15 protein-coding genes and 1 pseudogene are annotated in these 16507 nt (G+C 33.3%); 13 read left to right on the plus strand and 3 right to left on the minus strand.

Annotation, left to right across the window (positions count from 1 at the left end; genetic code table 11):
• Positions 1-90: 90 nt before the first annotated feature.
• The 9 genes from FP432_RS00875 (at position 91) to FP432_RS00915 (ending at position 9526) form a co-directional block, all read left to right on the plus strand.
• The gene (locus FP432_RS00875; RefSeq protein WP_265488943.1) at positions 91-3660 is read left to right on the plus strand and encodes an SEC10/PgrA surface exclusion domain-containing protein; all 3570 of its coding nucleotides are present in this window, start codon (positions 91-93) and stop codon (positions 3658-3660) included.
• Between the two features lie 79 nt (positions 3661-3739).
• The gene (locus FP432_RS00880) at positions 3740-3949 is read left to right on the plus strand and encodes a hypothetical protein (protein WP_265488944.1); all 210 of its coding nucleotides are present in this window, start codon (positions 3740-3742) and stop codon (positions 3947-3949) included.
• Between the two features lie 111 nt (positions 3950-4060).
• On the plus strand, positions 4061-5023 hold the full coding sequence (locus FP432_RS00885; protein ID WP_265488945.1) for an AbiH family protein: 963 nt from the start codon (positions 4061-4063) through the stop codon (positions 5021-5023).
• A gap of 133 nt (positions 5024-5156) precedes the next feature.
• Positions 5157-5819, plus strand: a complete 663-nt coding sequence (locus FP432_RS00890; RefSeq protein WP_265488946.1) for a hypothetical protein — start codon at positions 5157-5159, stop codon at positions 5817-5819.
• 315 nt (positions 5820-6134) lie between these two features.
• Positions 6135-6896: a hypothetical protein gene (locus tag FP432_RS00895; RefSeq protein WP_265488949.1), complete on the plus strand. Its 762-nt coding sequence runs from the start codon at positions 6135-6137 to the stop codon at positions 6894-6896.
• Positions 6897-6957: 61 nt separating this feature from the next.
• A complete protein-coding gene (locus FP432_RS00900) occupies positions 6958-7299 on the plus strand; it encodes a helix-turn-helix domain-containing protein (protein WP_265488950.1) in 342 nt (113 codons plus the stop codon).
• 76 nt (positions 7300-7375) lie between these two features.
• A complete protein-coding gene (locus FP432_RS00905; RefSeq protein ID WP_265488951.1) occupies positions 7376-7720 on the plus strand; it encodes a hypothetical protein in 345 nt (114 codons plus the stop codon).
• A 406-nt stretch (positions 7721-8126) separates the two neighbouring features.
• Positions 8127-8726 carry a hypothetical protein gene (locus FP432_RS00910; RefSeq protein WP_265488952.1) on the plus strand — a complete coding sequence of 200 codons (600 nt, stop codon included), beginning with the start codon at positions 8127-8129 and terminating at the stop codon, positions 8724-8726.
• A 17-nt stretch (positions 8727-8743) separates the two neighbouring features.
• Positions 8744-9526 (plus strand): XRE family transcriptional regulator, encoded by a 783-nt coding sequence (locus FP432_RS00915; protein WP_265488953.1) that lies wholly within the window; start codon positions 8744-8746, stop codon positions 9524-9526.
• Positions 9527-9596: 70 nt separating this feature from the next.
• Here FP432_RS00915 and FP432_RS00920 read toward each other — a convergent pair whose 3' ends face one another.
• The 3 genes from FP432_RS00920 to FP432_RS00930 form a co-directional block, all read right to left on the minus strand.
• Entirely contained in the window at positions 9597-9926 is a 330-nt protein-coding gene (locus tag FP432_RS00920) for a toxin MazF (RefSeq protein WP_265488954.1), read from the minus strand.
• Positions 9919-10200: a type II toxin-antitoxin system RelB/DinJ family antitoxin gene (locus tag FP432_RS00925; RefSeq protein WP_265488955.1), complete on the minus strand. Its 282-nt coding sequence runs from the start codon at positions 10198-10200 to the stop codon at positions 9919-9921. Before FP432_RS00925 ends, FP432_RS00920 begins: the two co-directional genes overlap by 8 nt.
• Before the next feature lie 145 nt (positions 10201-10345).
• Positions 10346-12730 (minus strand): Xaa-Pro dipeptidyl-peptidase, encoded by a 2385-nt coding sequence (locus FP432_RS00930; RefSeq protein WP_265488957.1) that lies wholly within the window; start codon positions 12728-12730, stop codon positions 10346-10348.
• 140 nt (positions 12731-12870) lie between these two features.
• Between FP432_RS00930 and FP432_RS00935 the strand changes: the two are divergent.
• The 4 genes and pseudogenes from FP432_RS00935 to FP432_RS00950 all read left to right on the plus strand — a co-directional run.
• Positions 12871-12954, plus strand: a pseudogene (locus FP432_RS00935) (type I toxin-antitoxin system Fst family toxin); the annotation flags it as partial.
• Positions 12955-13162: 208 nt separating this feature from the next.
• Entirely contained in the window at positions 13163-13258 is a 96-nt protein-coding gene (locus FP432_RS00940) for a type I toxin-antitoxin system Fst family toxin (RefSeq protein ID WP_265488958.1), read from the plus strand.
• 326 nt (positions 13259-13584) lie between these two features.
• Positions 13585-13689 carry a type I toxin-antitoxin system Fst family toxin gene (locus FP432_RS00945; protein ID WP_265488959.1) on the plus strand — a complete coding sequence of 35 codons (105 nt, stop codon included), beginning with the start codon at positions 13585-13587 and terminating at the stop codon, positions 13687-13689.
• 243 nt (positions 13690-13932) lie between these two features.
• The gene (locus tag FP432_RS00950; protein WP_265488960.1) at positions 13933-16482 is read left to right on the plus strand and encodes a M1 family metallopeptidase; all 2550 of its coding nucleotides are present in this window, start codon (positions 13933-13935) and stop codon (positions 16480-16482) included.
• The last annotated feature ends 25 nt before the right edge of the window (positions 16483-16507 follow it).

Here is a 16507-nt window from a genome sequence, read left to right on the forward strand (position 1 = left end):
ATCTGCAGATTTGAGGACAGGATAAGAATTATGTGTTTTTATTAAGTAGCAAAACATGTTATTTATATTTAAGAATTATGTGAGGAAAATATGTTTAATAAAAAATTACAAAAATTCTCAATTAGAAAATTAACTGTTGGTGCTGCTTCAGTACTGATTGGTATTTCATTTGTCTCGATGAGAGATAACAATACTGTACATGCTGCAGATATGCCAGTGGCTACTACTGCACAAACTAGTTCAGCATCAAGTGCAATCGAAGCTGCACAAGCTCATGTTAATAGTGCTCAAACTAATCTTAATAAGGCTCAAAGCAATTTAAATGATGCACAACAAAAGGCTGCTCAAGCTGATAAAGCTTATGAAGAACAAGCCTATAAAGAAGGCGATGCTGCTCAGAAAGCAACTGTCATGAAGAAAGCGTTAGATACAGCTACTAGTAAAGTGGCTGATGCTCAAAAAGCGGTCGATAACGCTAATAAACCAGGTGTAAAAGAAGCTGCAAAGAAAAATGTTGCAGATAATGAAGCTAAGTTAAAGCAAGCACAAAGTGATGAGCAATTAGCTCAACTTAGAGCTAATAATGCAAAACATAACATTGCGGATGCTACTCAAGATGTAAATTCTAAACAGAGTAATGTTAATGCAAAACAAGCTGATAAGAATAAAGCTGATGCAGATGTAAAAGCAGCTCAAGATGCATTAAAAGGTACTGGTGTTGAAGAAGCAAGTAAGGCCTTAAGTGATGCTAATAATAAAGTTAGCCAAGACCAAACTAATCTTAAAAATGCTGATAAAGCAGTTGATCAAGCAACTCAAGATAAAAATAAGAGTGACAAGAATTTAGCGGATGTACAAAGTGTTGTAGATAAGGCTAATAAAGATCAACAAAATGCCCAAACTGATTATGAAGCTAAGAAGCAAGCTAGTGATGAAGCAAATAAACCAGTTGTTGAAAAACAAAATGAAAAAGATCAACTTCAAAAACAATTGGATGATTTGAAGGATAAGTCAAAGAATAATATTGTTATTTCTGATGTTGATCGCTTTAAGCAAGCATATGCTTATGCAATGCAACATGATGAAATGATGTCTGATGCGGATGCAGCATGGTCTAAGGAAGAAAACAGCAAAAATCATTTTATTTCATCAGAAGCTGATAAGAAAGAAATTGTTGATCCTGGTCATTTAACTGATGCTCAAGTTGAGGAATTATCATTATTTATCAGTGATTTGGAAAGTAAGGTTCGTGCACAATTAGGATTTGGACCAGATCAAGTAACAAAAGGATCAATTGAATTTGTTAAGGCAATTGCGCAAAGATATGCTCAAGATTATGATGATGGATCTTGGAAGCCGGGATGGCATGATGCAACTGGAATCAATGATGTATCAAAAGAGTTTGGATTAGATTCTAACGAGAGCTCAGATCGTAATGTATGGCAAAATTATGAAGATTTAGGAGAACACTATTCTTATTACTTTAAAGATAAATCGGTTACTATGGATCAATTAAAAGAAGAGGCTTATAGTACATTGTTAGATATGATTTTGCCTGCAAGTGAAGGAAATGTTGCTCCTGGAGAATCTGGATTTGAAATGGGTCATACTCGTGGAGTAATAAATATCAAATATGATGAAAATAGTAATAAGGTAGTTGATCAATTAACTCCAAGTCCTCTGGTTAATGCACAAGTGTACTATGCAAATAAAAATTTAGAAAATTACAAGACCAATTTGCAAAAGTATCAAAATTTATTAGAAAATGGTCCTGTAAAATCTGATACCATTTATACTACAACATATGAAGTTGTTAGTGCCGATCGTGATGGAGGTAATGTTAATCAAGGAACTACATTTATAGTTGAAATAAGTGTTAAGGATGGCAAGTCCACTATTGATGTTTTAGAAAATAATAGTTGGAAAACAGTATCAGAAGATGAATTAAAAACTATTTTGCCTCGTTTCATTAAAAACTGTGAAGATACTATTCCACAGCTTGAACAAGAAGCAAATAAATACGATAAATTAGCACAAGAAGATTTAAAGAATAGAAGTATCAGCTCTGCTACAAGTTTTAGTTTTCATTCACCGTTCAGTGATGATGAGTATGGCAGTTATAAATATTTAGATGTACACTTTATAAATGTAAATCCAGATGATATTGAAGATACTTCAAAATTTAGTACTGAAATTATTCCATCTTATGAAGATCAAATTGCAAATGTTACCAAACAGTTGGAAACAGCAAATCAAGAATTAGTTGACTTACAAGCTGCTGCAAAGTCAAAGAATGATGCTACCGCTCAAGCAAAACAAGTATTGGATAAAGCTCAAAATGCAGTCCAAGCTTCACAACAAACTTTGAACAATGCACAAATTGTAAATAATAATGCACAAAATCTTTTAAGTAAAGCTCAAAAGACTCAAGCTCAACTTCAAAATAAATTATCTAATGATCAAAATGATCAAAAGGCAAAACAAGCTGTCTATGATAAGTTAACTGTTGATCAAAAGCAAAAGGCAGATATTTTAAATGCTAGTCTTGCAGCTCAGACCAAAGCAGCAAATGCACTTAAGGATGCTCAAAATGCTTTAGCATCAGCACAAAGTGAGTTAGATAAAGCTAAGCAAGTTCAAAGCAACTTAAATAATGATGTATCTGCGAAGACTAAGGTTGTTCAAGAAGCTCAAACAGCTCTAAATAAGGCTAAACAATATCTGGCTAACCTAAATAATGCACCACAAATGTTAGCTGTAGCATTAAGTAGTCAAAAACAAGCTCAAAGTGACTACGATAATGCTAAAAAAGATGCAGATAAAGAAGCTCAAAAACTTAAGAACTTAACTCCAGCAAAAGATGCAGCAGATGAAGCTGTTGCTAAAGCTGAAACTGGAGTAAAAGATGCTCAACAAGAATTAAGCAACGCTGAGAGTGAATTAGCTTCTGCTCAAAGCGCTTATGAAGCATCTCAAATTCCAGTAACTAATAATTCTAATAGCAAAGAAACTCCAATGACTGGTGTTGCTCACATTAAGAACAGCATTACTTTAGTAAATGGTAAGGGTGAAGCAGTTTCTCAAACTATTAATGCTGAAACTAACTACAAGGTATTTGCTAAGAAGACTATCAATGGTAAGACTTACTACAGATTAGGTACTGATAATCAATGGGTTGTTGAAGATGCTGTTTCTTCAATTACTGATGGTGTACCTGCCAAATCTAATACAGAAGAGTCATTTGCAGCTCATGGCTATATTCCTGTATTGAAGAGTCACCCAACATGGAAGATTGCACTTGTAGATGGTAATGGTAATTACACTGGTCAGTACTTACCAACTAACACTAAGTGGAAGGTATTTGCTAAGAAGACTATCAATGGTCAAACATACTACAGATTAGGTACTGACCAACAATGGATTCCAGCAAACTTCTTACAAGTTAAGAAGACTGGTGTGGTAAAAGCTAACCCAGTAAAGAACCACCCAACATGGAAGATTGCATTGCTTAACCAAAATGGTGAATATACTGGTAAATTTGTAAAGCCAAATACTAGCTGGAAAGTCTTAGATGTTGAATTCATCAATGGACGTATGATGGCTAGAATCGGTAACCAAGCACAATGGATTCCAATGGATTACGTTGCTTGGGTGAAGTAATTAGGGTAGCTTTATACGTAAATGTCTAAAAAGAAGCTATTGTAAAATATAGCTTCTTTTTATTTAAGGGAGAAGTAATATGAATAGAGAAGATACGCAACATGTTTTATTAGTTATGGGTAATGGATTTGATATACAGTGCGGCTTACATACTAATTACAAAGATTATTTTTCAAAAAGATACAATCTTGATTGGGATAATAAAGAAGAAATTGAAGAGTTTAGAACTGTTTTTCAAAAAGCATTAAATAAATTTCCATATTATTCAACTCGTAATTGTAATGGGTGAGGTAAAAACTACTTTTTTAATGAGTTTTCATAGAGTAAAGAATATGAGAAATTAAAAGACATTCCTAATCCTACTAATTGGGATATCGTGTTTTTAGCATTGTACGTTACTTTGAAAGAAAATACTGATGTTGAATGGAATAGTATCGAAGAGATTATCTATGAAGTTATTAGAGTTGTTTTTGAGGAAAACAAGGAATTAAACTTAGAATTTCAGAATGAAGAAGATAGAGAATGGATTTCTCAATTAATAAGATATATATTTAGTGAGTCAAGAGGTCTAGAAAATAGTGTAATAAAAGATCTTGAGCAATTTGAAGAAAATTTTGGAAAATATATTTCTAATGAGTTAAACAATAAATATTATTCTAATGTTGCTGTACTAATTAATAAATTAGTAAAAGACAATATAGATAAAGAAATAAGTTTAGATGTCTTAAATTTTAATTATTCCATAAATCAACAAGATGCTGAGGCAATTATTAAAAGAATTAATAGGGTTTCTTTAAATAGTTGGAGAAATATTCATGGAACTGCAAGATATTTTGGTGAAGAAATGAAACCTATCTTTGGAATTGATATGCATGATATTTTAGAGAACGAAAATGCAAGTTATTCTGGTGAATTATCAGAACAAAACTATAATTTTAATAAGCTTCCATTTAATGATTCGAAGGTTATTTTTACAAAATTTTTTAGATTATTATTTGGTAATAAAGATAATTCAAATATTGCTTTAAATAAATTTTCTTCTAATATTGATAAAATAATATTTTATGGTCATTCACTAAGCCATGCTGATTATTCTTATTTTGAATCAATTTTTGATATGTATGATATTTATAATATACATAGTAAAGTTGAATTAGACTTTTATTATCATCACGTTCATAATCCTCAAAATTCAAAAAAATTAAATACAGAAAATATAAATAGTAGACGAAGTAGTGTGAAGAATATTGTTAATTTATTAACATCGTATGGTCAAACTTTAGGAAAAGAGAACCATGGAGAAAATATAGTAAATCGGCTTATATTAGAACAACGATTGCATGTATTGGAAAGTCCAAAATAGAAGTTTGAATAAAAATTTAAGTCGATTAACCTTATAATTTCATACGAATTACAAGATGTTTTCCTATTTTAAGTAGATTAGTTAATCTCTATCAAAGACAAAAATATAATAATTTAATTTAATAATAATATTGATGAAAAAATATAGTATAGATAAAAGGGATAAGATTATTGGTAGAATTATAGGTTGTTTTGCGGCAAATTTTGCTACTGCGCTTGCTCAAATTTTTGGAAGCAATATTTTTGATACTTTACAATTAATTTTTAATCTTAAAGACAACTACTATAACAGTGAATTAAACTCTTGGTTTAAGATAGTACAGAAAATTGGTCCAATCTTTTCTCAGATACGAAAAACGTTTCTTTTAGGTTGTAATCCAAATTTCTTCTTAATTAGCAAAATTATAATAATATTAATCATAGTTTTCATAAGTGTAGAAGAAACTAAATTTATAGTGATTTTTGGTTTAATATATTTAGTATTGAGAATATTAAATGTTGTAGGACTAGTTAAAAGTATATGCTTTTTAATTTTCGAATTTTTTGCACTTATAATAATCAATATTATTAGAAAGGCTTACGTAAAGTTAAATAAGAAAAAAATAAGAGTTGCTTTTAAAATAGTCGATGATACTGATTTATTAATAATTGAGTTATGTTTAATTTGCATTTCTATTGGTTATGCTTTTATTGCATTAGTACTACCAATAACTTTTACCAAAACTTTATTTGGTCTTGTAAGTAGTTCTGTTTTAATTCCCATAATGAAATATATTAATTTTATTTCTTTGGATTAAAATAGATATCATAAATATGTAATCAATAGAATAAAGTTGTTACATTTTTGAAGACTAAAGAAAAATTCACAAAAATACCCCACAACTCCATCCGAGTTATGGGGCTTTTTTATACCCAAAATCACCTTAAATATACCTTTCAAAAAAAATATTTTTAGGTAAATCTGCAAGTTCGTGGACAGAATTCAAAAAGTATGTTTTGATGACATAGGATTTGGAGGAAAAAATTAAAAAGTCGATTTGGAAGATTTTCCAATTTAATTTCAAACCCAAATTAAGATAAGAGTGAATCTAAAAAGGGTGGGAAAGTAAGCTTTGATTATTGGAGATTATCTTAGACAGCAACGCTTAGCTTTGAAGCTGTCGAGAAAAGAATTTTCTAAGAATGTCATTGATAGTTCTCATTTAGCCCATATTGAAAATAATCGTAATGAAATTCGTGCCGTTACTTTTATTGAATTGCTAAATGAGAATAATATTTCGATTTTTGATTTTTTAGAAAATTTTGGTTCTTTTCATGCTCAAAGTCATGCCTTACAAATTAAGGCTAGTGAAGCATTTTTTAATAAAGATGTTGCTGCACTGGAGGAGTTAATTAAGACTAATCCTTACCCTCATTCTGTTTCTGTCCAAGTTATAAAGTTCATGATTAATAAGTTGAATGGTCAGATGGATGCTTTTCCGCGTAAGAGTCGCGCGATTATTAAGAAGTATCTACTGGCTATTGAGGACTGGGATGAAAATTGTTTGTGGATTCTTGCTAATAGCGTTGAACTTTATGATATGGAAGAGATTGAGCGAATTGTTGATTGGCTCATGCATAGTGAACGAGATTTTGGTGAATATACTGATTATCATGTTAAGTTGCTTGCCCAGATTGTGATTAATTATTTGAAGCAAGCTTTGCGTAAGGATTGTGACCATGGTCAGATTGCCCAGGCTTATCAGTATCTGGAGGAGCTGCCAAACCGTTCAATTATTTTTTATGAGAAGCTGGAAGCTCTTTATATGAAGGCTGCCCAGAAGGGCCGCTGGGATCAGATGTTTGCCATTTCACAATATCTTGATTTGTTTTAAACCGTTACTAAGAAGATAACCACTTCTTCGTGTTGCTTAAGAGAGGATACGAGGTGGAAGATTGAAGATAGGGGTACGCTTAAAAAATATTAGGAAGTTTTTGGGCTTAACTCAATTGCAATTTAGTGCTGGAGTTGTGACTGAATCATTTTATTCCCGCGTTGAGAATGGTCGTAGCAATATCAGTATGTCGAAGTTGATTGAGCTTTTGAATTATCATCATGTGTCCTTATATGATTTTTTTGAGCCAGCTTTTAAGGGCAATATTGAGCAGCAAGCAGTCCTGGCCTTTCTTGATCGTGATGTTAAACGCCTGGAACATTATCAGCCAATTAATGATAAACAAGAAACGGCAATTCAGTTGATGCTGAACATTTTATGGGGGGGTAAATCAGGCTTCTAATACACTTGATGAGGATTCAATTACTTATTATTTTAGTGAGGTTGATAACCCTGAAAAGAATATTTTTGCTTGGTGTTTGTTAGCTTATATTTGTTCGCTAACTGAGCTTAATAAGATTGTCGATGAGGTAGTAATTGCTTTAGCAACAATTGACGATGACTTTTCCTTGCGTATTTTGACTAATACTTTGATTACTTGTCTGGAACGCTTTTACCAGGCAGGACAAGTGAAGAAGGCCCGAATTGTTGTAGAGATAATCCAAGAAATTCCGCAAAGATCAGTGCTAGTTTTAGAGCACGTTGTCGGTAAATATTATTATACTTTGCTTAAGGGAAATGAGGACCAAGTCCATGGGATAAAAGGTCTGTTAAAAGATACTGGATATGAATATATTCTTTCGCTAAAACCGGCAAAAGACTGATATGTTGCTTAAATTTTTAAGAGTTTAATATTATTTGTGAACGTACTTATTGATAAAAAGTTGAAGTTATAATTAAAATATGACAGAATTAACATAATTATCAAAGAAAGGAGAATTATCATTATGGAAACATCTAGTTCTACAATGTTTTGGGTAGTAGGTTAATTAATAATCAGTATGGATTTAATATAAGACGAAATAAGTGTAATAATTCTGAATTTTAAAGGAATTTACATTTAGATCGTCTTATTTATTTTTATAATTTTAGTAAGAAATGATTAGTCATGGATGAGAAAGATGTACTAAATATAATGGTAAATTTTTTCCGCTTATAAATCCAAGAAAACAAATTCTAAAACAAAATATTAGAGAGACTATTAAAAATAATGGAGTGTTACAAATAAAATTGTTTGGTGAAAAATCATGTGGTTGGCGAGCAATTTTATCTAGTGAAGCTCCAGTTACTATTACACAAGATGTAGAATGGGATAAGGGAAGTCTTCCACATCTCAAAAATTTTAATTATGATTTAAGACCGTATAATCTGAATAAAGGACATTTATTAGCCAAAAATTTCTTTGATAAGAAAATAATAGAAAGTAAAAAGTATGAGCGTTCAAATAATGGAACTTTCAGTGATTTTACGAGTAAAAATAATCTAGATAATATTTATTTACAGTTTCAAAGTGCTAATAATATTCAAGAGGAGTTTGAGAAGAGTATAGTAAAGTATTTAGAGATGAAATTACATAGTAAAAATTTAAACGTTTATTATGAAATACAACCAATATTTTTACAAGCAGATGATGTTATTCCAATAGGAAATCGAATATTTGCTTGTTCGAATTATGCTGAGAATTTAGACTATAATTCAAATTCTCAAATAAACTATCCACTTCCTTTTCATGTCTTTATACCTAATGTTGATAGTGCCTTAAAAATAAAAAAATCAAATACCAGTAGGCCGTTTTATAAAAATGGAGATATTTTTCCTTTAGTAAGATAACAGGCAATTAGTATAGTTTGAAAAAAGTTTTATCAATTATAACGGAGTCATTCTATTCTAAAGTTGAGCGTGGGGTCCACTCAATTGATGCCGACACCTTAATTAATATTTTGGCTGCCCACCACTTTGACATTTTGCACTTTTTTAGCCTCATTATTAGTCAGAATACCGCGGGTGAACCTAATTATGAGTTAATTAATGAGATTAGTTTTGCCCAGAATAAAAAAGACCTTGCTAGACTTGACGAGATCAAGGCTGAGCTTGAGCGTCGAGATGAGGTCGATTTTAATATTAAGTCACGCTTGCAAATTGCCTATGCCTGGGTGCTTCATTCGAATAAGTTAGTTTCTCCTGAGATTAAGAATAAGATTAAGTCGAAGATTTTACATGCTGACTGGAATCGCTATGCTTACCATAGTTTGAGCCAGATTGTGGTATTGCTAGATGTGGATGAAGCATTTGAATTATATCAATCTGCCTTTAAGGCTTTTAAGCGGAACCAAAAGTTCGATACTTTATCACTACAATTTATTTGTTTGGCGTCAATTAACTTTTTGAATTGTTGTTACCACCAAAATGCGGAACAAAAATATATTGAGCCCGTGATTGAATTTTTGCGGACGTTGCCGGTTGATCCTGTGATTGGTTTTTACCAAGTACTGGCGACATATTATGAAACTTTGTTTGCCCAAGATCTGGAGAAGTTGAAGTGGATTACGTTGGTGATTAAACAAAGTGGTTATTTGTCTACTATTGTGGATACTTTGCCAGAGGAAATAAAAAATGAGTTAAAAAAATAGGCTTAGGAAGATACTCCTAAGCTTTTTGAATATTTAAAATGATAAAGTTGAGGCTAGATAAAATAATAATTTATTCTGCATCTTTATTGCTTAAAAATTTAACCAATCGATTTGTATCATTGTCACTTAACTCGCCGATATATTGAATTCGTGTAGAACTTTTGGTAATGCTATAAATTTGATAAGTATCAATCCAAGAATGTCTTTTTAAACCTGTCAAAGCATATTCCTTTATTTCAAAATAATGCTTTTTTATTTTTTTAGATTTATTCTGAAATTTTGTAGTGATATCCCAAAAGTAAATTTTTGTTTCGTCTTCTCTAAGAATGTAAATAGGTCTCCTCTTACCTCCGGGAAGTTGAATAAAGCGAACGTATGCAGTGGCAATCTTATTATTCATCTTTTTCAAGCCATTCTTTTAAGTTTTCGGGATTGTCTAAATCTACAGTAGGTAAGTTTTGTGTCATTTTTTGAATTTGCAGTTCATCTTTTTCCCGCTCTGTTAGTGTTGTTGAAAATGGTAAGCCATCTTCAGCAATTAACCGTTTGTAAAACATTGTAATTGCGGTAGTAGGAGTTAACCCTAACTTTTTTAAAATTGCATTTCCTTCTTCTACAATGCCATGATCAACTTGAACTTGTATTCTTTTTTTAGTAGTAGAATTAGAACTCATACTTTTACTTCCTTTCACTTATTTGTTACTCAAATTATACTATAAAATGAGTAATATAGAGTATAAGTGATACAAAAAATAGTTTATCAGATTAAATAAATAAAAAGATGAAATCTAGAAAGATTTCATCTTTTAAATAGATAGATTACATTTGACTATATCTTAATTCTGACTGACTTAAGTCAATCGTATAAGTTTCTGCTTCAAGTGGGCGTTTAGTCATCACTTGGTCAGTTGAATAAATAATCAAACCTAATTGTGAACCAGCAGGCACGTTATAGAAGGTAGGTTGTAAGTAAAATTCCAAGTCATAAAATTCGCCAGGCTTAATTGGACGCGCCTTTTTCATATCGGCATAATTTTGCATGTTCATATGCGCCTTGGTAATTAACTTAGCTTTGGTAACTTTATCGGGCACAAATTCTTGTAAATATTGCGTGCCAAAACGATAGCCTAATTCTTGAATTTGATCCCGGAAGAATTTTGGCGTTGGTGTTAAACGTTTACGCTGGCCTAATTCTACTAAGGCAACTGAAATTTGTCCTTTAGCTAAACTTGCACTAACACGTAATTTGATTTTTGGTCGACCCACAATCGTGATAGGGTGGATATAAGGATCAGTTACAAAACGTAATTGTTGATCAGTCCATTTCTCTTTGCCAGTGATAAATTCATATTCCCACTGACTTTCAGAAATTTTGGCTTCTTTAAAGGTCTTACCACCTTCATCAGTAAAGGAAAGCTTGGCATCATCATTGCCACCTTCTTTAAGCAAATTGCCGTCTGCTTCAGGATAATAGATTTCTTCATGACCCATTTTATTATTCCAGTTAGGTTCGCCATGCCAAATATCAGGATAGATATTATCTTGCCATAAAACTGTATCCCATTGCTTGTAAGCATTGTTTTCAATTCCTAATAATTCATGACAGAACCAGAGGTTCATCAAGTCAGTGAAGTCGATTGAAATCAAATTGTTCATATTATAGTGGGGACCTTGGTGCAAGAATAATTTATGTTCAATTGGCAACTTGGAAATCTTTTGCCAAAGTTTATAAACATTTTTAGGCTTAACATTCCAATCATTTAAGCCATGCACTGAGATCCAAGAACATTTAATGCCATCGGTGTGATGACGGTAGTTGCGTGCTTCCCAGAAGTCTGAATATTGGCCGGTTTTACGATCAGCTTTTTCAAGTAACTTCTTTTGCATAGCATCATATTTAGGCTTGATCTTTAAGTAGTTACCAGCATCCCACAAGTTAGACTGACAGGTTTCAGCTAACATATCCAAGTCTTCACCTTGGCATTCACCAGGAGCAACTACTAAGCCGTGTTCACGGTAATAATCATACCAAGAAGAGATGGCAGCTTCAGAAACTACAGTTTTAAGACCAGCAACACCAGTAGTAGCGATAGCGATTTGCAAGGTGCCAAGATAAGAGCGGCCAGTCATACCGATATTGCCATTACACCAAGATGCCTTAACTTCTTGACTACGCGAGCGGTCAGTGTAGGCAATGCGATCGCCGTGAAGCCATTCAATAATTGCTTTAGCAGATTCAGTTTCTTCAGGTGCGCCAGTGATGCGGAGGCCATCGCTGCCACGAGTTCCAATTCCACCAGCATAAACATTAGCAAAACCGCGAGCTAGTAAATATTCATTTAAAGTATAGGCAGCCTTGTGAACGGCATCTTCGCTAGCTGCTTGATTTGCATCACTTGGCTTTTTAGCGGCAACTTTGGGCATAGCTTCATAATGGATATCTTGCGCTTGACTCGCATCTTCTAAGTTCACGTCAACGCTGTGGTTTTTAGCTGCATTATCAATGATTCCACCAAAGTAAGGATCAGCGGTGTAAAGGGCAGGGATTGGCATGGTTTGTGATTCACTAGGACGGAATATTGTCACTTGTAATAAGTCAGCTTTGCCATCTTCATCGGTGTCGAGGTCACTTTCAACATAAACGACTTCACGAATAACCTTGCTCATGTCAAAGACAGGAAGGGATTTACCGTTAAAGTACATGAATTTATTTTGACCATAAAATTGCGTAAAGTAACCTTTACCTGCCATCACATCAATTAAGGTTTGACCATTTTTACTACGAGTATTAAGTAAGCGATAAAAAGCTTTAATTAAAGTGGCTTGGTCAAATTCTGCTTCCTTGATAAAAGGCAGTGCATTACGCTTCATCAAATTGAGCGGATCTTTTAAATCATAGTCATAACCGCCATGGTAGCCTAATAATTGCAAAGCGACATTATAGAAAACCTTTTGCGAGATAGTTTGTGGATTTGCATTTAAATAGGTAGGTAATTCTTCTTGGTCGTTTGCGGCAAATTCAGATAGCTTAGCTTGTTTTGCCTTAGCAGTCTTAGCCTCAACGATTATTTTCCCAACTAGGTCAGCAAATAAATCTTTTACTGCAAGTTCTTGCCAATCCTGGGGAAGAAAGTTAATGGTAGTTAATTCTTTGATTTGATCTTGGGTGGATGTTTCCACATAGCCATATTGATTGTATTTCATAGGGACCTCCTTAATCTCATTACTTAATCACCTTAAATTCTACTAGTTTTGCAAGGTGAAGGGAAAAGAAAAAGGAGATAGATTTTTAAGTAAACAAAAAGCATTACCAATCCACCAATTGGTAATGCTTATTTACTTTTGTTGTAGCTCCACTAATAGTGGAAATAGTAACTGCTCTATTCGACCACTGGTTGAATAGTCGACACAACCATAAAAAGAAATAGTCGTATTACTCGACCCTCAACGCTTATAATTCTTTTAATAGGTTGCACAAATATTGTAACATAATCTTTTTCTTTATAATAGGGTGACAGATTCTTGAAGTTGTACCTGAAATTTGAGAAGAGGGCTAATTTAACAAAATTAAGCTAAGTAATTTTGATATAATTATTGAGCGACTATTGCCTCCTCTTTGAAAGGAGGTGAGGTTTTATGAAGTGGTTTATCACTTTTATTGTGGCTCCACTAATAGTGGAAATAGCAACCAAGCTATTTGATTATTGGTTGAGTAATCGCCACAATAAATAATAGAAAAAATAGTCGTATTACTCGACCCTCAACGCTTATAATTTTAAGTGATAAAAAAGCATTACCAACCTCACTTGGTAATGCTTTTTGAGTTTTATGAATTTGGTTTATCACTTTCTCGGAATCTATTATACCATGTTAAAAAATTGCAGTGCAAGTTATTAATGGATGTTTAAAGTGAAATAAGTTTATTTTTACTTTGCAGGTACAGATTCTTGAAGTTGTACCGGAAAATTAAGAACATAGGTAAGTTAGCAAAATTTGGCTAGTTAAGTTTGATATAATTGATGAGCGACTATTACCTCCCATCGAAAGGAGGTGAGCTGATGAAATTTGTTATTAGTATCATTGTGGCGCCTTTGATTGTTGAAATAGTGTCATCACTATTTGATCATTGGTTGGATGATCGTGACAATAAAAGGCGAAAATAGTCGTTCCATACCAACACTCAACGCTTAAAATGTTTTAAGTGATAAAAAAAGCATTACCATTTTCCCGTTTGGTAATGCTTTTTGAGCATGATGAAATTTATTTGTTATTAGTTTCAAAGTGATTATACCATGTTTGAAATATAGTAGGCAAGTTTGCAATTAATTACTTAAATTAAAAATTGGTAAGTTTTGTCAAAAAATTTTATAATTAATTTGTAAGAATAGATATTGGGAGGGCTAAATATGGCGCAAGAAACTCGTGCACAAGCAAAACGACTTTATGATACATTTCATCCAGACCACTATGATGTTTATTTAGACATTAGTCGTCAGGAGAAGAAGTTTACTGGTAAAGTTACTGTTACTGGTGAAGAATTAGAAGATACCATTAAACTTAACCAAAAATTTTTAGATATTAAATCAGTCAAAGTAAATGACACTCCAGTAGAATTTGATTTTAATAATGAAGATGAAGTAATTAACATTATTAGTAATCAAACTGGTAAGGTTAAAGTTGAAGTTGAATTTGCAGGTAAGTTAACTGATTCAATGATGGGAATTTATCCTTCTTATTACCAAGTAGATGGTGAAAAGAAGGAATTAGTTGGTACCCAATTCGAAACAACTTTTGCCCGTCAAGCATTCCCATGTGTGGATGAACCTGCTGCTAAGGCAACCTTTAGTTTAGCAATTAAGTTCGACGAACAACCTGGAGAAACCATTATTTCTAACCAACCAGAAGAAAAGGTAGAAGATGGCGTCCACTACTTCAAAGAAACAGTGCGCATGTCTACTTACTTGGTTGCCTTTGTCTTTGGTGATATGCAAAAGAAGCTTACTAAGACTAAGTCAGGTGTTGAAATTGGTGTATTTGCTACTAAGGCACATAAGGCTAAAGAATTAGACTTTGCTTTAGATATTGCTAAACGTTCAATTGAGTTTTATGAAGATTTTTATGAAACTCCATATCCTTTGGAACATTCATATCAAGTGGCACTACCTGACTTTTCAGCCGGAGCAATGGAAAACTGGGGTTGTGTAACTTACCGTGAAGCATACCTTTTGCTTGATCCTGATAACACTTCATTAGAAATGAAGCAATTAGTGGCTACTGTGATTGCGCACGAATTAGCTCACCAATGGTTCGGTGACTTAGTAACCATGGAATGGTGGGACAACTTGTGGCTTAACGAAAGCTTTGCTAACATGATGGAATATGTAGCAGTTGATGCCTTGCAGCCAGATTGGCATATTTGGGAAATGTTCCAAACTACTGAAGTTCCTCAAGCACTTCAAAGAGATGCAACTGATGGTGTCCAATCAGTTCATGTGATGGTTAATGATCCGCGTGAAATTGATGCCTTGTTTGACGGCGCGATTGTTTATGCTAAGGGTTCACGGATGTTAGTAATGGTTCGTGCACTTCTTGGTGATAAGGCATTACGTGAAGGCTTAAAGAATTACTTTGCTGCTCATAAATATGCTAATGCCACTGGGGATGACTTGTGGAAGGCTCTTGGTGAAGCTTCTGGCTTAGATATCGGTAGCATCATGCATTCATGGCTTGAACAACCGGGTTATCCATTAGTAACAGCAAGCGTAAAAGATGGCAAACTAGTTCTTAGTCAAAAACAATTCTTTATTGGTGAAGGTAAAGAAGTTGGCCGTACTTGGCAAATTCCATTGAATTCAAACTATGAAGCAGTTCCTCAAATTATGAAGGACAAGGAAGTTACGGTTGGCGATTACAATGACTTACGCGCTAATAATGGTTTGCCATTTAGATTAAATGTTGGTAATAACTCTGATTTCATTGTGAAGTATGATCAAAAATTATTAGACGATATTTTGGCTAATGTTGATGAACTAGGTGCAGTTGATAAGCTACAACTTTTACAAGACTTCCGCTTGTTAGCTGAAGGTGGTCAGATGTCTTATGCTGAAATTGTCCCATTACTACCTAAGTTTGCTGATTCAACTTCTCCAATTGTAGCTAATGCTTTATACAGAATTATGGCAAGCTTGCGTAACTTCGTTGAACCAGAATCTAAAGAAGACACTGAATTACGTAAACTTTATAATTTACTTTCGGAAAAACAAGTTGCGCGTTTAGGTTACTTACCGCGTGAAGGTGAATCTATTGATGATAACCTTTTACGTCCAATTGTGCTAAGTGCATCTCTCTATGGTGAAAATAAGACAACGATTGATAAGTTACATGAACTATATGAAAAAGATAGTGATAACTTGGCAAGTATGTCAGCTGATATTCGTGGCATCGTTTTAGATAATGAAGTACGTAATTTTGGTAGTATGACTTTACATGATAAGTTATTGAAACTCTATGTAACTACTTCAGATCCAAGTTTGAAACAAGATTTATGTGGAGCAATTACTTACACTAAAGAGCCTGATTTAATTGATGCAATTGTCGATGATTTTGAAGATCCGCAAGTAATTAAGCCACAAGATTTACGTGCATGGTACCGTGGGGTGCTAGCTAATAACTACGGTCAAACACAAGCTTGGGATTGGATTAGAACTGATTGGAACTGGCTTGAAGCGACTGTTGGTGGTGACATGGAATTTGCAACCTTTGTCACAGTAACTGCTAATATCTTCCACACCCGCGAGCGATTAGAACAATTTAAAGACTTCTTTGAACCAAAACTTAATACGCCAGGTTTAACCCGCGAAATTAAGATGGATATTCGGGTGATCGAAACTAAGGTTAACTTAGTTGAAAAAGAAGCTGCTAGTGTTAATGCCGCAATTGCCAAAGTTGTTGGTTAATAATAAGACTATAAGAAGAAAGAGA

The organism is Lactobacillus sp. PV034 (assembly GCF_014522305.1).
In the GTDB taxonomy this organism is placed as follows: domain Bacteria; phylum Bacillota; class Bacilli; order Lactobacillales; family Lactobacillaceae; genus Lactobacillus.